The 17,382-nt window shown below is 66.8% G+C and carries 15 protein-coding genes; 12 read left to right on the plus strand and 3 right to left on the minus strand.

Going from position 1 to position 17,382, the window contains the following annotated elements; genetic code table 11:
* Positions 1-175 precede the first annotated feature (175 nt).
* The 12 genes from uvrA to ABIB14_RS10300 all read left to right on the plus strand — a co-directional run bounded on the left by uvrA (position 176) and on the right by ABIB14_RS10300 (position 14,107).
* Positions 176-3,016, plus strand: a complete 2,841-nt coding sequence (gene uvrA, locus ABIB14_RS10245; RefSeq protein WP_354235865.1) for an excinuclease ABC subunit UvrA — start codon at positions 176-178, stop codon at positions 3,014-3,016.
* A gap of 229 nt (positions 3,017-3,245) precedes the next feature.
* Positions 3,246-3,914 (plus strand): lysophospholipid acyltransferase family protein, encoded by a 669-nt coding sequence (locus ABIB14_RS10250; protein WP_354235772.1) that lies wholly within the window; start codon positions 3,246-3,248, stop codon positions 3,912-3,914.
* Between the two features lie 110 nt (positions 3,915-4,024).
* Positions 4,025-6,034, plus strand: a complete 2,010-nt coding sequence (gene uvrC, locus ABIB14_RS10255; protein WP_354235773.1) for an excinuclease ABC subunit UvrC — start codon at positions 4,025-4,027, stop codon at positions 6,032-6,034.
* 116 nt (positions 6,035-6,150) lie between these two features.
* Positions 6,151-7,074 (plus strand): RNase adapter RapZ, encoded by a 924-nt coding sequence (gene rapZ, locus ABIB14_RS10260; RefSeq protein ID WP_354235774.1) that lies wholly within the window; start codon positions 6,151-6,153, stop codon positions 7,072-7,074.
* Entirely contained in the window at positions 7,074-8,093 is a 1,020-nt protein-coding gene (locus tag ABIB14_RS10265; RefSeq protein WP_354235775.1) for a gluconeogenesis factor YvcK family protein, read from the plus strand. The genes rapZ and ABIB14_RS10265 overlap by 1 nt, the downstream gene beginning before the upstream one ends.
* A 10-nt stretch (positions 8,094-8,103) precedes the next feature.
* A complete protein-coding gene (gene whiA / locus ABIB14_RS10270) occupies positions 8,104-9,084 on the plus strand; it encodes a DNA-binding protein WhiA (protein ID WP_354235776.1) in 981 nt (326 codons plus the stop codon).
* 172 nt (positions 9,085-9,256) lie between these two features.
* Positions 9,257-9,880, plus strand: coding sequence for a superoxide dismutase (locus ABIB14_RS10275; protein WP_354235777.1), 624 nt, complete (start codon positions 9,257-9,259; stop codon positions 9,878-9,880).
* A gap of 263 nt (positions 9,881-10,143) precedes the next feature.
* Positions 10,144-11,154, plus strand: coding sequence for a type I glyceraldehyde-3-phosphate dehydrogenase (gene gap, locus ABIB14_RS10280; protein WP_354235778.1), 1,011 nt, complete (start codon positions 10,144-10,146; stop codon positions 11,152-11,154).
* 10 nt (positions 11,155-11,164) lie between these two features.
* Positions 11,165-12,391 carry a phosphoglycerate kinase gene (locus ABIB14_RS10285; protein WP_354235779.1) on the plus strand — a complete coding sequence of 409 codons (1,227 nt, stop codon included), beginning with the start codon at positions 11,165-11,167 and terminating at the stop codon, positions 12,389-12,391.
* An 80-nt stretch (positions 12,392-12,471) separates the two neighbouring features.
* Positions 12,472-13,287: a triose-phosphate isomerase gene (gene tpiA / locus ABIB14_RS10290; protein ID WP_354235780.1), complete on the plus strand. Its 816-nt coding sequence runs from the start codon at positions 12,472-12,474 to the stop codon at positions 13,285-13,287.
* A 49-nt stretch (positions 13,288-13,336) separates the two neighbouring features.
* The gene (gene secG / locus ABIB14_RS10295; RefSeq protein ID WP_354235781.1) at positions 13,337-13,594 is read left to right on the plus strand and encodes a preprotein translocase subunit SecG; all 258 of its coding nucleotides are present in this window, start codon (positions 13,337-13,339) and stop codon (positions 13,592-13,594) included.
* A 117-nt stretch (positions 13,595-13,711) separates the two neighbouring features.
* Entirely contained in the window at positions 13,712-14,107 is a 396-nt protein-coding gene (locus tag ABIB14_RS10300) for an RNA polymerase-binding protein RbpA (RefSeq protein ID WP_354235782.1), read from the plus strand.
* On the opposite strand, the gene pgl is transcribed toward ABIB14_RS10300, so the two are convergent.
* From pgl to zwf, 3 genes are read right to left on the minus strand one after another with little or no spacing between them, the layout of a single operon-like run.
* On the minus strand, positions 14,060-14,878 hold the full coding sequence (gene pgl, locus ABIB14_RS10305; protein WP_354235783.1) for a 6-phosphogluconolactonase: 819 nt from the start codon (positions 14,876-14,878) through the stop codon (positions 14,060-14,062). The two genes, ABIB14_RS10300 and pgl, sit on opposite strands and share 48 nt — an antisense overlap.
* Positions 14,868-15,809, minus strand: coding sequence for a glucose-6-phosphate dehydrogenase assembly protein OpcA (locus ABIB14_RS10310; protein ID WP_354235784.1), 942 nt, complete (start codon positions 15,807-15,809; stop codon positions 14,868-14,870). The genes pgl and ABIB14_RS10310 overlap by 11 nt, the downstream gene beginning before the upstream one ends.
* Positions 15,806-17,368 (minus strand): glucose-6-phosphate dehydrogenase, encoded by a 1,563-nt coding sequence (gene zwf / locus ABIB14_RS10315; protein ID WP_354235785.1) that lies wholly within the window; start codon positions 17,366-17,368, stop codon positions 15,806-15,808. The genes ABIB14_RS10310 and zwf overlap by 4 nt, the downstream gene beginning before the upstream one ends.
* Positions 17,369-17,382: the final 14 nt, after the last annotated feature.

Raw genomic sequence — 17,382 nt, forward strand, 5'->3', positions numbered from 1 at the left:
GCGGAATAGATATTCGAAGAAGTTTTCGATTAGCATTGGAGGCGTGCCTAAAGCCGTAGCTGAAGAACCCGCCGTCGATGCCAAAGCCGCCGCCATACCGGTAAAGTCCGAAAAAGCGGCCAACCCCAAGCCGTCGGGCGGCGTACTGTCGGGGGCCGAACTGGTCCGTCCCGACATGTCCCGCCTGGTCGTCAAGGGCGCGCGCGAACACAACCTGCGCAACGTGGACCTCGACCTGCCCCGCGACTCGATGATCGTCTTCACCGGCCTCTCCGGCTCCGGCAAGTCTTCGCTCGCCTTCGACACCATCTTCGCCGAAGGGCAACGCCGCTACGTGGAGTCGCTCTCCGCCTACGCCCGCCAGTTCCTGGGCCAGGTGGACAAGCCCGACGTCGATTTCATCGAAGGGCTCTCGCCCGCGGTGTCGATCGACCAGAAGTCCACGAGCAAGAACCCGCGCTCCACGGTGGGCACCATCACCGAAATCTACGACTACATGCGCCTGCTCTGGGCCCGGGTGGGACGCCCGCACTGCCCCGTCTGCGGCGAGCCGGTCACCAAGCAGACACCCCAGCAAATCGTCGACCAGCTGCTGGAACTGCCGGAAGGCACCCGCTTCCAGGTCCTCGCACCGGTGGTCCGCGGCCGCAAGGGTGAGTTTGTCGAACTCTTCAAGGAGCTCACGGCGAAGGGCTACTCCCGGGCCCGGGTGGACGACAAGCTGATCCAGCTCAACGATCCGCCCAAGCTCGGCAAACAGTTCAAGCACACCATTGAAGTGGTGGTGGACCGGCTGGTCGTCAAGGAAGGCATCAGTCAGCGCCTCACCGACTCGGTTGAAACCGCCCTCGGCCTGGCCGAGGGACGGGTGCTGGCAGAATTCGTCGACCTCGACGCGGACGATCCGGAACGGGTCCGGGCCTTCTCCGAACACCTCGCCTGCCCCAATGAGCACCCCCTCGCCATCGACGAGATTGAGCCCCGCTCGTTCTCCTTCAACAACCCGTTCGGCGCCTGCGCCGCCTGCAGCGGCATCGGCACCAGGCTCGAGGTCGACGAGGAACTCCTGATCCCCAACCCGGAGCTCTCCCTCGCCGAAGGCGCGATCGCGCCGTGGTCCCTTGGCACCGCCACCACCGAATACTGGAACCGGCTCCTCGCCGGCCTGGCCAAGGAGCTGGACTTCTCGATGACCACGCCGTGGCAGAAGCTGTCCGCGGAGGCGCGGCAGACGGTGCTGCACGGCAAGGACCACAAGGTGGTCGTGCAGTACCGGAACCGCTTCGGCCGGGAACGCAAGTACAGCACCGGCTTCGAGGGCGTGGTCCAGTACGTGCACCGCAAGCACACCGAAACGGAATCGGACTCCGCCCGGGACCGCTATGAGGAGTACATGCGGCAGGTTCCGTGCCCGGCCTGTAACGGGGCCCGCCTGAACCCGGCGTCGCTGTCCGTCCTGATCAACGGAAAGTCCATCGCCGAGGTCGCCGCGCTGCCGATGCGCGAATGCGCGAACTTCCTGGAAACCCTGGTCCTGACCGGCCGCGAGGCGCAAATTGCCCACCAGGTCCTGATTGAAATCCAGGCCCGGCTGACATTCCTCCTCGACGTCGGCCTCGAGTACCTGAACCTGGAGCGGCCGTCCGGCACGCTGTCCGGCGGCGAGGCCCAGCGCATCCGCCTGGCCACCCAGATCGGTTCCGGCCTCGTGGGCGTGCTGTACGTACTCGATGAACCGTCCATTGGCCTGCACCAGCGCGACAATCGGCGCCTGATCGAAACCCTCACCCGGCTCCGGGACCTCGGCAACACCCTGATCGTGGTGGAGCACGACGAAGACACCATCCAGGAAGCGGACTGGGTGGTGGATGTCGGGCCCGGCGCCGGCGAGCACGGCGGCACGGTGGTGCACTCCGGGTCCTACGAGGACCTGCTGAAGAACACCGAGTCCCTGACCGGCGACTACCTCTCCGGCCGGAAGTTCATCGAGGTGCCGAAGAAGCGCCGCAAGTACGACAAGAAGCGTGAGCTGAAAGTCGTCGGCGCCAGGGAAAACAACCTGGTCAATGTCGACGCCGCCTTCCCGCTCGGATTGTTCACCGCTGTCACCGGCGTCAGCGGCTCCGGCAAGTCAACCCTGGTCAACGAGATCCTCTACAAGGTGCTCGCCACCAAGCTCAACGGCGCCAAACAGGTCGCCGGCCGGCACAAGGCCGTCCACGGCCTCGAACACCTGGACAAGGTGGTGCACGTCGACCAGAGCCCGATCGGCCGCACCCCGCGCTCCAACCCGGCCACCTATACGGGTGTCTTCGACCACATCCGGAAGCTCTTCGCCGAGACCACCGAAGCGAAGGTCCGCGGCTACCAGCCGGGCCGGTTCTCCTTCAACGTCAAAGGCGGCCGTTGCGAGGCCTGCTCGGGAGACGGCACGTTGAAGATCGAGATGAACTTCCTGCCGGACGTCTACGTGCCCTGCGAAGTGTGCCACGGTGCGCGCTACAACCGGGAAACGCTGGAGGTGCACTACAAGGGCAAGACCATTGCGGATGTCCTGAACATGCCCATCGAAGAGGGCGCGGAGTTCTTCGCGGCGTTCTCGCCGATCGCCCGGCACCTGAGGACCCTCGTAGACGTCGGCCTGGGCTACGTGCGGCTGGGCCAGCCGGCCACGACGCTCTCGGGCGGCGAGGCGCAGCGCGTGAAACTGGCGGCTGAGCTGCAGAAAAGGTCTAACGGCCGCAACGTCTATGTCCTCGACGAACCCACCACCGGGCTGCACTTTGAGGACATCCGCAAGCTGCTGCTGGTCCTGCAGGGCCTGGTCGAAAAGGGCAACACCGTGATAACCATCGAGCACAACCTCGACGTGATCAAGAGTGCGGACTGGATCGTGGATCTGGGCCCCGACGGTGGTTCCGGCGGTGGCCGGATCGTCGCCTCCGGCACCCCGGAGCAGGTGGCCAAGTCCAAAGAAAGCCATACGGCGACGTTCCTCGCCGAGATCCTCGGCTGACCCGGTCCCTGCGCGACTAGGGAAGCCGGGCATATTCCCTCGCTGGAATGCGATTGTCCGGCTTCCCTGCCGCCGTGAGAAACTACTCCGGTGACCCATACGCCCGGATGTTGCACGAGCCGCTGCCAAGCGGCCCGCTGCCGACCGCAACGAAACTATAGTCAGGGCGGATCCGTGCGGGCCCGCGCCCTGACCGCCGTCGCCCCGCAGCTGAATGAGGTGCCCGCCCTTGGCAATGTTTGACGTGATCCGCTGGTCAACCCGCGGGCTTATCTCCTCGACCTGCCGTCCCACCGTGATAGGCCTGGAGAACGTGCCAGCCGATGGACCCTTCATCGTGGCACCGAACCACCTGTCCTTCCTTGACAGCGTGATCGTGCAGGCCCTCATGCCGCGCCCGGTCGCATTTTTCGCCAAGGCCGAATACTTCACCACAGGCGGTGCCAAAGGCCGGCTGATGAAGTCGTTCTTCGAGGCCGTCGGCTCCATCCCGGTCGAACGCGGCGAACAGGCCGCCAGTGTGCAGGCGCTCAAGACCCTGCTGGACATCCTCGACGCCGGCAAGGGCGTGGGGATCTACCCGGAAGGCACCCGTTCCCGCGACGGCATCCTTTACCGCGGCCGCACCGGTGTCGGCTGGCTGGCCCTCACGACCGGCGCCCCGGTGGTCCCGGTAGGCCTGATCGGTACCGAAAACCTGCAGCCGGCTGACACAAACAAGGTCAAACCACAGCACTTCATCATGAAGGTGGGCGAGCCGCTCTATTTCGACAAGACCGGGCCGGACCACTCCCTGCCGGCGCGGCGCCAGGTCACGGACCGCATCATGGACGCCATCGCGGAGCTGAGCGGGCAGCAGCGGGCCACCACCTACAACCAGAGCAAGAGCGTCGACTAGTTCATTCACCCTGGCGGCTTAGGCCGGCGGCGCCAAGGCGCGACTGCCACACCGCGCCACAGGGGACGGCCCGGGTCGGGACGGCGCCGTCGGCTCAGTAGAATGGACTAGTGGCAAATCCAGCTAGTTACCGGCCCCGGACGGGGGAAATCCCTACCAACCCGGGCGTGTACCGGTTCCGCGACCCGCACGGCCGGGTCATATACGTCGGCAAGGCCAAAAACCTCCGCTCCCGGCTGAATTCCTACTTCGCCAACCCCGCCGGACTGATGCCGAAGACCCACGCGATGGTCCACACAGCCAGCAGCGTGGAATGGACGGTGGTCGGCAGCGAACTGGAATCGCTGCAGCTCGAGTACACCTGGATCAAGGAATTCAAGCCGCGGTTCAACGTCATGTTCCGCGACGACAAGAGCTACCCCTACCTGGCCGTCACGATGGGGGAGAAGTACCCCCGGGTGCAGGTCCTGCGTGGCGAGCGCCGCAAAGGCACCCGCTATTTCGGCCCCTACACCGCCGGCGCCATCCGCGACACCATGGACACCCTGCTGCGGGTCTTTCCGGTCCGCAGCTGCAGCGCCGGTGTGCTGAAACGCGCCGAAGCCAGCGGACGGCCCTGCCTGCTCGGCTACATCGACAAGTGCGCCGCGCCCTGCGTGGGCCGCATCTCAGCCGAAGACCACCGTGCCCTGGCGGAAGACTTTTGCGCTTTTATGGGCGGCGAGGCCAAGCGCTTCGTCTCCCGGCTGGAGAAGGATATGGCCGCCGCCGTGGCCGAGCTCGACTACGAACGCGCGGCCCGGGTCCGCGACGACATCGTCGCGCTGAAGAAGGTCTTTGAACGCAACGCCGTGGTCCTCGCCGAGGACACCGACGCCGATGTGTTCGCGCTGCACGAGGACGAACTGGAGGCCGCGGTCCAGGTCTTCCACGTCCGGGGCGGTCGGATCCGCGGACAGCGCGGCTGGGTGGTGGAAAAGGTGGAGGATTTCACCACCCCGGACCTCGTCGAGCACCTGCTCCAACAGGTCTACGGTGAGGAGGGCGAAATCCAGGGACGGATGCCGCGGGAGGTGCTGGTCCCGGCCGAGCCCAGCAACGCCGCAGAGCTGGCCCAGTGGCTCAGCGGCCTGCGCGGAGCCCGGGTGGACATCCGGGTGCCGCAACGCGGCGACAAGGCCGCCCTGCTCAGTACAGTGCGTGACAACGCGGAACACGCGCTCCAGCTACACAAGTCCCGCCGCGCCGGCGACCTGACCATGCGGTCCCAGGCGCTCCAGGAACTGCAGGAAGCCCTGGACCTGCCCGTTGCGCTGCTGCGGATCGAATGCTTCGACATCTCGCACGTGCAGGGCACCAACGTGGTCGGCTCCATGGTGGTGGTCGAGGACGGCCTCCCCAGAAAATCCGACTACCGGAAATTCTCGGTCACGGGAGCCGCGGCACGGGACGACACGGCGGCCATGCATGACGTGCTCACGCGCCGCTTCCGGCACTACCTCGACGACCAGGCAGCGCTGGCGGCGGCCGCAGCGAAACCGGCGCATCAAGCCGCCCTCGACGCCGCCGCGGAGGCGGTCGTCTCCGATACCACGACGCCGGCAGTCCGGGCGAAGTTCGCCTACCCGCCGAACCTCGTCGTCGTCGACGGCGGCGGGCCCCAGGTCAACGCCGCGGCGCGGGCCCTCGCGGAACTCGGGATCGAGGACGTCTACGTCGTCGGTCTCGCCAAACGGCTTGAGGAGGTCTGGCTGCCGGACAGCGACTTCCCGGTCATCCTCCCGCGCGCCTCGGCAGGCCTCTACCTGCTGCAGCGGATCCGGGACGAGGCCCACCGCTTCGCCATCGGGTTCCACCGGCAAAAGCGCGGCAAGGCCATGACAGTGTCAGCGCTGGACGGCGTCCCCGGCCTCGGCGACTCCAAACGCAAGGCCCTGCTCAACCAGTTCGGCTCGGTGAAAAGCATCAAGGCCGCCAGCGTGGAAGAACTCACGGCCGCGAAGGGGATCGGCCCGGCGCTGGCCGGGGCGATCGTGCGGCACTTCAACGCCGACGACGGCGCGGAGGGCCCGGTGGCCCCGGCTGTCAATATGACGACCGGCGAAATCCTTGAAACTTAGCTAGCGCCGGCAATCTTGGCTAGGGTTAGGAGCTGAGGCCCGACGGGCGGCCGGCAGGCACCTGCCCCGCGCGGCGGCCTCCCGGCAGAGCAAACAGCAGAGATGGGGCACGATTGATGGCAGACTCAACGGCGGGATCCGGCATGGCGGCGGACGGGCTGACCCCCGTCAAACCGGTAGAGGCGGAACTGCTTGTGGTGACCGGGATGTCAGGGGCGGGCAGGAGCACCGCCGCGGACGCCCTCGAGGACCATGGTTGGTATGTCGTGGAAAACCTCCCCCCGCAGATGCTGGGCACCCTCGCGGAACTCGTCTCGCACGCGCCGGGCTCCATCTCCAAACTCGCCGTCGTCATGGACGTCCGCAGCAAGGACCTCTTCGCCGACATCCGCACCGCCCTGCGCAACCTCGAGGCCAGCGGCGTCACCTTCCGCGTGCTGTTCCTGGACGCCAGCGACGACGTCCTGGTGCGCCGCTTCGAACAGGGGCGGCGCCCGCACCCGCTGCAGGGCGGCGGACGCATCCTCGACGGCATCGCCGCGGAACGGGAACTGCTGCATGAGCTGCGCGAATCATCCGACATCGTGCTGGATACCTCGCCGCTGAATGTGCACGGCCTGGCCACCGCCATCACCGAGTTGTTCAGCGAAACCGGGCCGGTGGCGCTGCGCCTCAACGTTATGAGCTTCGGATTCAAATACGGGCTGCCGGTGGACGCCAACTTCGTCGCCGACGCCCGGTTCATCCCGAACCCGCACTGGGTTCCGCAGCTTCGCCCGCACACCGGGCTGGACAAGGACGTCAGCGACTACGTGCTCGACGCGGAGGGTGTCAGCGACTTCGTGGAGCGCTACGTCCTGGCGCTCGAGCCCGTGCTGGACGGCTACCGGCGTGAGAACAAGCATTACGCCACGATCGCCGTCGGCTGTACTGGCGGCAAGCACCGTTCGGTGGCCGTTGCCGTTGAACTGTCACGGCGGCTGGCGCAGTACCCCCGGGTTACGGTCACCACCACCCACCGGGATTTGGGCCGCGAGTAATGGCGCTCTTGACCGGGCCGCTGCCCCTGGTGCCGGCCGCCAGCGCGGCGTTCGCCGGACAGCAGGACAAGGGCCCTTCCGTCGTGGCCCTAGGCGGCGGGCATGGCCTGTCCGCCTCGCTCTCGGCGCTGCGCCTGCTCACCTCCGAGCTGACCGCGATCGTCACGGTCGCGGACGACGGTGGCTCATCCGGCCGGCTGCGTGAGGAATACGGAGTGCTGCCGCCGGGGGACCTCCGGATGGCGCTCTCCGCGCTCTGCGACGACACGGACTGGGGCCGGACCTGGCGCGACGTCATGCAGCACCGCTTCAAGCCGGCCAAGGGACGCGGCGGGTCCCTTGATGAGCATGCGATGGGCAACCTGCTGATCGTGACGCTGTGGGAACTGCTCGGGGACACCGTGGCCGGGCTGCAGTGGGCCGGCGCGCTGCTCGGCGCCCGCGGGCAGGTCCTGCCGATGTCCACCACTCCGCTCACCATCGAGGGCAAGGCCCGGGTGACCGGCGCCGACGGCACCGCGGTGTTGGAGACGGTCAGCGGACAAGCCAAATGCGCCGTGGCCGGCTCGCTCGAAGCGGTCCGGCTGCTGCCCGAATCCGCGTCGGCCTGCATCGAGGCGCTGAACGCGATTGAGCTCGCGGACTGGGTGGTCCTGGGCCCCGGCTCGTGGTACACCTCGGTTCTGCCGCACCTGCTGCTGCCGGAAATGCGCAATGCGTTATGCAACACCGAGGCGCGGCGCTGCCTCACCATGAACCTGGCCATGGATACCAAGGAGACGCTGGGAATGACCGCCGCCGACCACCTGCGGGTACTCCGGGAGTACGCTCCGGACTTCACCGTCGACGTCGTCCTCGCCGATCCGGTGTCCGTGCCGGACCTCCCGGAGTTCGAGCGGGCTGCCGGGATGCTCGGCGCCGAGGTGGTCTTGGGTAAAGTAGGGGCGTCGAGCCGCCGGCCGATCCACGACCCGCTGCGCCTGGCAACGGCGTACCACGACATTTTCGGGAACAGGTAGGAAAGGTGCCATGGCACTGACAGCATCGGTCAAGGAAGAACTTTCCCGGCTGGACATTAGGAAGTCCTCGGTCCGCAAGGCCGAGGTCTCCACCATCCTCCGATTTGCGGGCGGACTGCACATCATTTCCGGCCGGATCGTGATCGAGGCCGAGGTGGACCTCGCGTCGACTGCGCGCCGGCTCCGTGCCGCCGTCGCCGAAGTTTACGGGCACCAAAGCGAGATTATCGTCGTCTCCGGCGGCGGGCTGCGCCGCGGCAGCCGCTACGTCGTCCGGGTGGTGCGCGACGGCGAGGCCCTCGCCCGCCAGACCGGCCTGCTGGACGCCCGCGGCCGGCCCGTGCGCGGCCTGCCGTCGGTGGTGGTGAACGGTTCTGCCGCCGACGCCGAGGCGGTCTGGCGCGGCGCTTTCCTGGCCCACGGCTCGCTGACCGAGCCGGGCCGCTCCTCCGCGATGGAGGTCACCTGTCCCGGCCCGGAGTCCGCCCTTGCCCTCGTCGGCGCCGCCCGCCGCCTGGGCATCCAGGCCAAGGCCCGTGAGGTCAGGGGAGTGGACCGCGTCGTGATCCGCGACGGTGACACCATCGCAGCGCTGTTAACCCGGATGGGCGCGCACGACGCGCTGATGGTCTGGGAGGAGCGGCGGATGCGCAAGGAGGTCCGCGCCACGGCTAACCGGCTGGCCAACTTCGACGACGCGAACCTGCGCCGCTCGGCCCAGGCCGCTGTCGCCGCCGGCGCCCGCGTCGACCGGGCGTTGGAGATCCTCGGCGACGACGTTCCGGACCATCTCAAATACGCCGGTGAGCTGCGGGTGGCGCACAAGCAGGCCAGCCTGGACGAGCTGGGCCGCCTCGCCGAGCCGGTCATGACCAAGGACGCCATTGCCGGCCGGATCCGCCGGCTGCTGGCGATGGCCGACAAGCGTGCCGAGGACCTCGGTATCCCCGGGACTGAGGCTAATGTGACACCGGAAATGCTGGACGAGTAGCCACTGCCGGGATTCCGGGCAAGAATCGGATCCAGCGCCGGGAATACCCGGGCGGGGTCGGAGGCTATGCCCCCTGGATCCATATCCACAGATTTCCGGGTGCCCACGCATCCGGATGCGCCATCCGAGAGTTAGCAAACCGGACGAACCGTCCACGATATTGGAGGATTTTGTGACCGAGTACGTACTTCCCGAACTTGACTACGACTACGCCGCGCTGGAACCCCACATCTCCGCGAGAATCATGGAGCTGCACCACAGCAAGCACCACGCCGCCTACGTTGCCGGCGCCAACAACGCCCTGAAGCAGCTTGCCGAGGCGCGGGAGAAGGGCGACTTCGCCAACATCAACCGGCTTTCCAAGGACCTTGCGTTCCACACCGGAGGCCACATCAACCACTCCGTGTTCTGGAAGAACCTCTCCCCGGACGGCGGCGACAAGCCCGAGGGCGAGCTCGCGGCCGCCATCGACGACGCGTTCGGGTCCTTTGACGCCTTCCGTGCCCAGTTCAGCGCTGCCGCGCTGGGCCTGCAGGGCTCCGGCTGGGGCTTCCTGGCCTACGAGCCGATCGGCGGGAACCTCGTCATCGAGCAGCTCTACGACCAGCAGGGCAACGTGGCGCTGGGCACCACGCCGCTGCTGATGCTCGACATGTGGGAGCATGCCTTCTACCTGGACTACGTCAACGTCAAGGCCGACTACGTCAAGGCCTTCTGGAACATCGTGAACTGGGCCGACGTCGCCAAGCGCTTCGATGCCGCCCGTAAGAACGCCACGGGCCTGATCACCCTCTAAGGGCGATCGCCGCCTTAACGTCGCTGTAGCAAAACGCACCGTTCGGGCTGTCCTGCCCGGTGTGTGGACCCGCCCCCGCACTTGCGGGGGCGGGTCCACTTAAACGTAAGATGGATCACGGAAGGCGGTCAGCCTTCAGCAACGTGGCTGCTCGCCCTCCGATCTGGTAATCATTTCTGCCCAATGGCGTGCGGGATCTGTTAGTTGGCTTGAACGCCTGCTCAACTAGTCGTGCTTGATAAAGCACCAAGGAGACTGAAAACGTGACGACACGTATTGGTATCAATGGCTTTGGCCGCATTGGCCGCAACTACTTCCGCGCCGCCCTCGCCCAGGGCGCTGACCTTGAGATCGTTGCAGTCAACGACCTGACCAGCCCGGAAACCCTCGCCCACCTTTTCAAGTACGACTCCGTCAACGGCCGCCTGGCTGAATCCATCGAGGTCAGGGACGGCGACATCCTCGTCGCCGGCAAGACCGTGAAGGTCCTCGCAGAGCGCGATCCGGCCAAGCTGCCCTGGGGCGAGCTGGGCGTCGACGTCGTCATCGAGTCCACCGGCTTCTTCACCAAGGCCGCCGATGCGCAGAAGCACATTGACGCCGGCGCCAAGAAGGTGCTGATCTCCGCCCCCGCCTCGGACGAGGACATCACCATCGTGATCGGCGTCAACGACGACCTTTACGACAACGCCGCGCATCACATCATCTCCAACGCTTCCTGCACCACCAACTGCCTCGGTCCGCTCGCCAAGGTCATCAATGACGCCTTCGGCATCGAGCGCGGCCTGATGACCACCATCCACGCCTACACCGCGGACCAGAACCTGCAGGACGGCCCGCACAAGGACCTGCGCCGTGCCCGCGCCGCAGCCATCAACATGATCCCGACCTCCACGGGCGCGGCCAAGGCGATCGGCCTGGTCCTGCCGGAACTCAAGGGCAAGCTCGACGGCTACGCCATCCGCGTCCCGGTGCCCACCGGCTCCGCCACCGACCTCACCGTGACCGTCTCGCGTGAGACCACCGTCGAGGAAGTCAACGCCGCACTCAAGGCCGCGTCCGAGTCGGAAGCGCTCAAGGGCCTGCTGACCTACACCGACGAGCCGATCGTTTCCTCGGACATCGTCGGGGACCCGGCGTCGTCCATCTTCGACTCCGGCCTGACCAAGGTGATCGGCAACCAGGTCAAGGTCGTTTCCTGGTATGACAACGAGTGGGGCTACTCCAACCGCCTCGTCGACCTCACGGAACTCGTCGCATCGAAGCTGGGCTAGGGTAAGACCCATGACATTCCACACCCTCGACGAACTGATCGCTGAAGGTGTCCGCGGGCGGTACGTTCTGGTCAGAAGTGACCTGAACGTGCCGCTCGACGGCTCTTCAGTGACTGACGACGGCCGGATCAAGGCCTCCCTGCCGGTACTGGCGAAGCTCACGGACGCCGGCGCCCGCGTCCTGGTCACGGCGCACCTCGGCCGCCCCAAGGGTGCCCCGGAGGAGAAGTACTCGCTTAAGCCGGCCGTCGCACGCCTGGCGGAGCTGGCTTCCTTCAAGGTCTCCCTGGCCGAAGACACCGTCGGCGGGTCCGCCAAGGCGGCCGCCGCGGCGCTGCAGGATGGCGAAGCCCTGGTGCTGGAAAACGTGCGCTTCGACGCCCGGGAAACAGCCAAGGACGATGCCGAACGCGGTGCCCTCGCCGACGAACTGGTCGCGTTGACCGGCGCCAACGGCGCCTACGTCGACGACGCCTTCGGCGCCGTACACCGCAGGCACGCCAGCGTCTACGACATTGCCACCCGGCTGCCGTCCTACCAGGGCGACCTGGTCCGTACCGAGGTCGAGGTGCTGCGCAAGCTGACCACCGATACCCAGCGGCCCTACGCCGTCGTCCTGGGCGGTTCGAAGGTCTCGGACAAGCTCGCCGTGATCGCGAACCTGATCGGCAAGGCGGACACGATCCTGGTCGGTGGCGGCATGCTGTTTACCTTCCTCGCCGCGGCCGGCCACAAGGTCGGCGGCAGCCTGCTCGAAGAGGACCAGATCCCGACGGTCCAGGACTACCTCAAGCGCGCCACCGACGCCGGCACCGAATTCGTTGTCCCCACCGATGTGGTGGTGGCCGGCAAGTTCGCCGCGGACGCCGGGCACGAGACGGTTGCGGCCGACGCGATCGAGGCCAGCCGCTTTGGCGGCTCCGGCATTGGCCTGGACATCGGCCCGAAGTCCGCAGCGGCCTTCGCGGAACGGATCAAGGGCGCCAAAACGGTGTTCTGGAACGGCCCCATGGGCGTCTTCGAGTTCCCCGCTTTCGCCGCCGGCACCCGGGCCGTCGCCCAGGCCCTCACCGAGACGGCCGCTTTCACGGTCGTCGGCGGCGGCGACTCCGCCGCGGCGGTGCGGACCCTGGGCTTCGCCGATGACCAGTTCGGGCACATTTCCACCGGCGGCGGCGCCAGCCTGGAATACCTCGAAGGCAAGGAACTCCCCGGTCTGAGTGTGCTGGACCGCTAGATGACCCCGCCGGCAGGGTGCCGTTCCGTCCGACCGCACCCTGCCGGCCCTCTCATTGCTACGAATTTTTTGGAGATCACGTGACCACGTCAACCAACGGCAAGTTCGACCGCAAGCCCTTCATCGCGGGCAACTGGAAGATGAACATGGACCACGTCCAGGGCATCACCCTCCTGCAGAAGCTGGCCTGGACCCTGTCGGACGCCAAGCACGACTACGGCCGGGTGGAGGTAGCAGTGTTCCCGCCGTTCACCGATCTCCGCGGCGTCCAGACCCTGGTTCAAGGTGACGAGCTGGACGTGGTCTACGGCGGCCAGGACCTGTCACAGTTCGACTCCGGTGCGTACACGGGTGACATCTCCGGGCATTTCCTCGCCAGGCTCGGCTGCCGCTACGTCCTCGTGGGCCACAGCGAACGCCGCACCGTCCACCACGAGTCCGACGAGGTCCTTAACGCCAAGACCAAGGCCGCCTTCCGCCACGGCGTTACCCCCGTGCTGTGCGTCGGCGAAGGCCTAGAGGTCCGTCAGGCCGGAACGCATGTGGAACATACCCTCGCCCAGCTCCGGGCCGGCGTCGAAGGCCTTACCGCCGAGCAGGCTGCCGAGCTCGTTGTCGCCTACGAACCCGTCTGGGCCATCGGCACCGGCGAGGTGGCCGGACCGGAGGATGCCCAGGAAATGTGCACCGCGATCCGCGCCGAGCTGGCCACGATCTTCGACGCCTCGGTCGCCGCCGACACGCGCCTGCTCTACGGCGGTTCGGTGAAGGCCAACAACGCCGCCTCGATCCTCAGGGAACGCGACGTGGACGGACTGCTGGTGGGTGGCGCCAGCCTCGACCCTGCTGAGTTTGCTAACATTGTCAGGTTCGAGAGTCATCTGCTGACGGACTAGTCCGGACACAGCTTTGGCCCCCGCCATCCCCATCTTCTGAAAGGCCGTCGTGGACGTTCTTCATGTCATCCTGCAGGTCCTGCTGGGCATTACCAGCCTCCTGCTGACCTTCCTCATCCTGCTTCACAAGGGTCGCGGCGGCGGTTTGTCCGACATGTTCGGCGGCGGCATGAGCTCCGGGCTCAGCTCCTCGGGCGTCGCCGAGCGCAACCTTAACCGTTTCACGATCGTCCTTGGTGTCACCTGGGGCGTCGTGATCATCGCCCTGGGGCTGCTGATGCGGTTCAATACCGGTGCCAACTCCTAATACGTCAATTCGTAGAACTGCATAAGGGGCCTTGAGGCCCTCCCGGCATCGGGAATTTCCGAACTACACTGTCGCTGGCAAGAACAAATCCTCCAGCCACGTCGCAAGGAGTTCCCGATGCTGCATTCTGCCTCCGGATTCAGAGGCATCCGGGTTGGTGCAATCGCCGGAGCCCCGGTCCGCCATGAGCCCCTCGACGGCATCGGTGCCGGCCAACCCCGGATCTGCGTCGCCTTTCGGTGTGCGAAGGGCCACGAAACTGCCCTCGTGTTCGCCAAACTGCCGGAGGAACAGATTCCGGGGACCTGGGACTGCCGGCGCTGCGGTGGTACGGCCACCCGGGACGAGTCCCGCTTCGCCCTGGAGGACGAACCTGCCGAGGGCTTCAAAAGCCACCTCGAATACGTTAAAGAGCGGCGCTCCAGCCAGGACGCCGAAGACGTGCTGGCCGGAGCGCTCGAACGACTACGCGCCCGTGGGGCTCTTCCGGACGAGCTGCTCGGGGACTCGTGAGGCCGCTTCCTCATCGATCAGCCAGAGCGTCTGCAAACGCCCGCGCGGTCCGGATGCCGGCACCTGCACCGGGTTGGCTCCGGCGAGGGCCAGGCCCACGGCGCCGGCCTTGTCATCGCCGGCCACCACCATCCACACCTCGTTCGCCGTGTTGATCGTCGGCAGCGTGAGGGAAATCCGCTCCGGCGGCGGCTTGGGGGAGTTACGCACCCCCACCACTGTCAGAGCCTTCTCCCGGATTCCGGCCTGCTCCGGGAAGAGCGATGCCACGTGCGCATCGGGGCCGACGCCCAGCAGCACAATGTCCAGCCGCGGCAGGGCGCCGGGCTTCTCCGGCCGGTCATCGGACATATCCGCCGCGTGTTCGGCCGCGGCCGCCTCGGCGAGCCGACGGGCATAGTCCGCAGCGGCCTCTTCGGCTGTGTCGAAGTCATCCTTCGCGCCGGGCACGTGGACACGCGCCGGGTCCACATTGATCTGCGAAAGCAGCGCCGCGTGCGCCTGGCGGGCGTTGCGGTCGGCGTCGTCCCGGCCGACAAAGCGTTCGTCGCCCCACCAGAAGTTCACCTTGGACCAGTCCACTGCCGCGGCTGCCGGCGACTCCGCGACGGCCTTGAGCGATCCAATCCCCATCGTGCCCCCGGTGAGTACCACCGTCGCCTCGCCGTGTTTGTCCTGGAGATCCACGAGCTTCGTGATCAGGCGGGCCGCGATTGCGGCCATCAGGACGGACGAGTCGGGATGGATGCTTACTCTGGGCTCAGCGCTCACTGGGACGGACACTCCTTGGGTTGGTACGGGGCAGTCCAATAGTAATCACTTCGCCGAACACTTCGTCCGGGTCCAGGCGCCGGAGCTCCTCGGCCAGGCAGTCCTTGAGGCTGCGGCGTGGCAGCGAAATGCGCTGGACCGGCTGGCCCGGCTGGGTTAGTTCTGCCACTGTCAGCCCGGGACGGTACAGCTGAACGTCGCCGCCGGGGCGGGTCAGGCGCACCCGACGGATCCCGGTTCCTGCCGGGTCCTCGACGATGGTCACCGGGGCGTCCAGCGCCAGCGTAAGCCAGGCCGCGAGCAACAGCGTGCTGGGAGAGTCGGAGGCGCCTTCGACGGCGACTGCCGTGACCGGTGAAGGGTCCACCTGGTCCAGGACCGCCGCCAGCTGGATCCGCCAGTGGGTCAGCCGCGTCCAGGCCAGATCCGTGTCGCCTGCCTTGTAGGTCCGGCGGATGTTCTCCAACGCTGCCTGCGGGTCCGGCTCATTGGAGGAGTCCGTGATCCGCCGGTGCGCGATCCGGCCGATCGACGTTTGGCAGGCGTTCTTCGGCGCGCCGTGCGGCCACCAGGCCACGATCGGGGCATCCGGGAGGAGCAGCGCGGCCACAAGGGACTCGCTTTCCTCGGCGAGTTCACCGTAGCCGCGGAGCAGGATGACCTCGGAGGCGCCGGCGTCGCCGCCCACCCGGATCTGGGCGTCCAGCCGGGTGGGCGCCGAGGCGCCGGCGTCAGCGAGGACGATGATCCGGCAAGGGTGCTCCCGGCTGGCCTCGTTGGCGGCATCGATGGCTTCCTCTTCGAGGCCGGACTTGGTCACCACCACCAGGGTCAGAACACGGCCCAGGGCGATCACACCGCCCTGTTCGCGGAGGGCCATGATCTTCTTGGAGACCTTGGACGTTGTGGTATCGGGGAGGTTTACGATCATGGCCTTCTCCAGGTCCGTCCGTCGCGGGCAAGCAGCTCATCGGCGGAGGCAGGGCCCCAGCTTCCGGGAGCATACGGCTCGGGCTGCTCGTCAAGGCTGGCCCAGTAGTCCTCGAAGGGGTCCAGGATCTTCCAGGACAGCTCCACTTCCTGGTGCCGCGGGAACAATGGGGGTTCGCCGAGCAGCACGTCCAGGATGAGCCGTTCGTAGGCTTCCGGGCTCGACTCGGTGAAGGAGTGGCCGTAGCCGAAGTCCATGGTGACGTCGCGGACTTCCATCTGCGTGCCGGGGACTTTGGAGCCAAAACGGATCGTGGCACCCTCATCCGGCTGCACCCGGATCACGACGGCGTTCTGGCCAAAATCATCCTCGCCGTGGTCGCTGAAGAGCAGGTTGGGGGCTCGTTTGAAGACGACGGCGATTTCTGTCACGCGGCGGCCCAGCCGCTTGCCGGCCCGCAGGTAGAACGGCGCCCCGCTCCAGCGCCGGGTGTTGATGTCCACCCGGATAGCGGCGAACGTCTCGGTGGTCGAATCGGCGGGAATGCCCTCTTCCTCCAGGTAGCCCAGCACCTGCTCGCCACCCTGCCAGCCGCCGGTGAACTGTCCGCGTGCAGAATGCGTAGACAGGTCGTCCGGCAGCCGCACGGCGGCGAGGACTTTCTCCTTCTCGGCGCGGAGATCGTCCGCGTTGAAGGAGATCGGCTCTTCCATGGCGGTCAGCGCAAGTAGCTGCAGCAGGTGGTTCTGGATGACGTCGCGGGCTGCGCCCACGCCGTCATAGTAGCCGGCGCGGCCGCCCGTGCCGATGTCCTCGGCCATGGTGATCTGGACGTGGTCCACGTAGTTGGCGTTCCAGAGGGGTTCAAAGAGTTGGTTGGCGAAGCGCAGGGCCAGGATGTTCTGAACCGTTTCCTTGCCGAGGTAGTGATCGATCCGGAAGACTGCGTCCGGCGGGAAAACCGATTCCACGATGTCGTTGAGCTGCCGGGCGGACTCGAGGTCGTGGCCGAACGGCTTCTCGATGACGACGCGCCGCCACTTGCCACCCTCAGCCTGCGCGAGCCCATGCTTGGAGAGCTGCCGGCAGACCAGTTCGAAGGCTTTCGGCGGGATCGACAGGTAAAAGGCGTGGTTGCCTCTGGTGCCGCGTTGCTCGTCGAGTTCATCGATTGTCTCGCTGAGACGCTCAAAGGCTTCGTCGTCGTCGAACTCGCCCTGTACGAAGCGGATGCCCTCGGCCAGTTGCTTCCAGACCGTCTCGTCAAAGGGGGTACGGGCGTAAGTCATGACGGCCTCCTTCACCTCGGCGGCGAAGTCCTCGTTTTCCCATTGCCGCCGGGCGAACCCGACGAGCGCAAAGCTCGGCGGCAGCAATCCGCGGTTGGCGAGGTCGTAGACGGCGGGCATGAGTTTCTTCCGGGCGAGGTCCCCGGTGACGCCGAAAAGCACCAGTGAGGACGGGCCGGCGATCCGGTTCAGCCGCCGGTCGCGCGGGTCCCGGAGCGGATTGTGGCCCCGGCCCGCGGACTTGCGGCCGCCATTTTGCGAGAGTGGCATGGTTGCTCTGGTGC

Source organism: Arthrobacter sp. UYEF3, from assembly GCF_040546245.1.
Taxonomy (GTDB): domain Bacteria; phylum Actinomycetota; class Actinomycetes; order Actinomycetales; family Micrococcaceae; genus Arthrobacter.

Excerpts from the sequence above, each read along its gene's own strand:
- uvrA (WP_354235865.1), top strand. The coding sequence starts at position 176 with ATGTCCCGCCTGGTCGTCAAGGGCGCGCGCGAACACAACCTGCGCAAC.
- rapZ (WP_354235774.1), top strand. The coding sequence starts at position 6,151 with ATGGCAGACTCAACGGCGGGATCCGGCATGGCGGCGGACGGGCTGACC.
- ABIB14_RS10265 (WP_354235775.1), top strand. The coding sequence starts at position 7,074 with ATGGCGCTCTTGACCGGGCCGCTGCCCCTGGTGCCGGCCGCCAGCGCG.
- whiA (WP_354235776.1), top strand. The coding sequence starts at position 8,104 with ATGGCACTGACAGCATCGGTCAAGGAAGAACTTTCCCGGCTGGACATT.
- ABIB14_RS10285 (WP_354235779.1), top strand. The coding sequence starts at position 11,165 with ATGACATTCCACACCCTCGACGAACTGATCGCTGAAGGTGTCCGCGGG.
- ABIB14_RS10300 (WP_354235782.1), top strand. The coding sequence starts at position 13,712 with ATGCTGCATTCTGCCTCCGGATTCAGAGGCATCCGGGTTGGTGCAATC.
- ABIB14_RS10310 (WP_354235784.1), bottom strand. The coding sequence starts at position 15,809 with ATGATCGTAAACCTCCCCGATACCACAACGTCCAAGGTCTCCAAGAAG.
- zwf (WP_354235785.1), bottom strand. The coding sequence starts at position 17,368 with ATGCCACTCTCGCAAAATGGCGGCCGCAAGTCCGCGGGCCGGGGCCAC.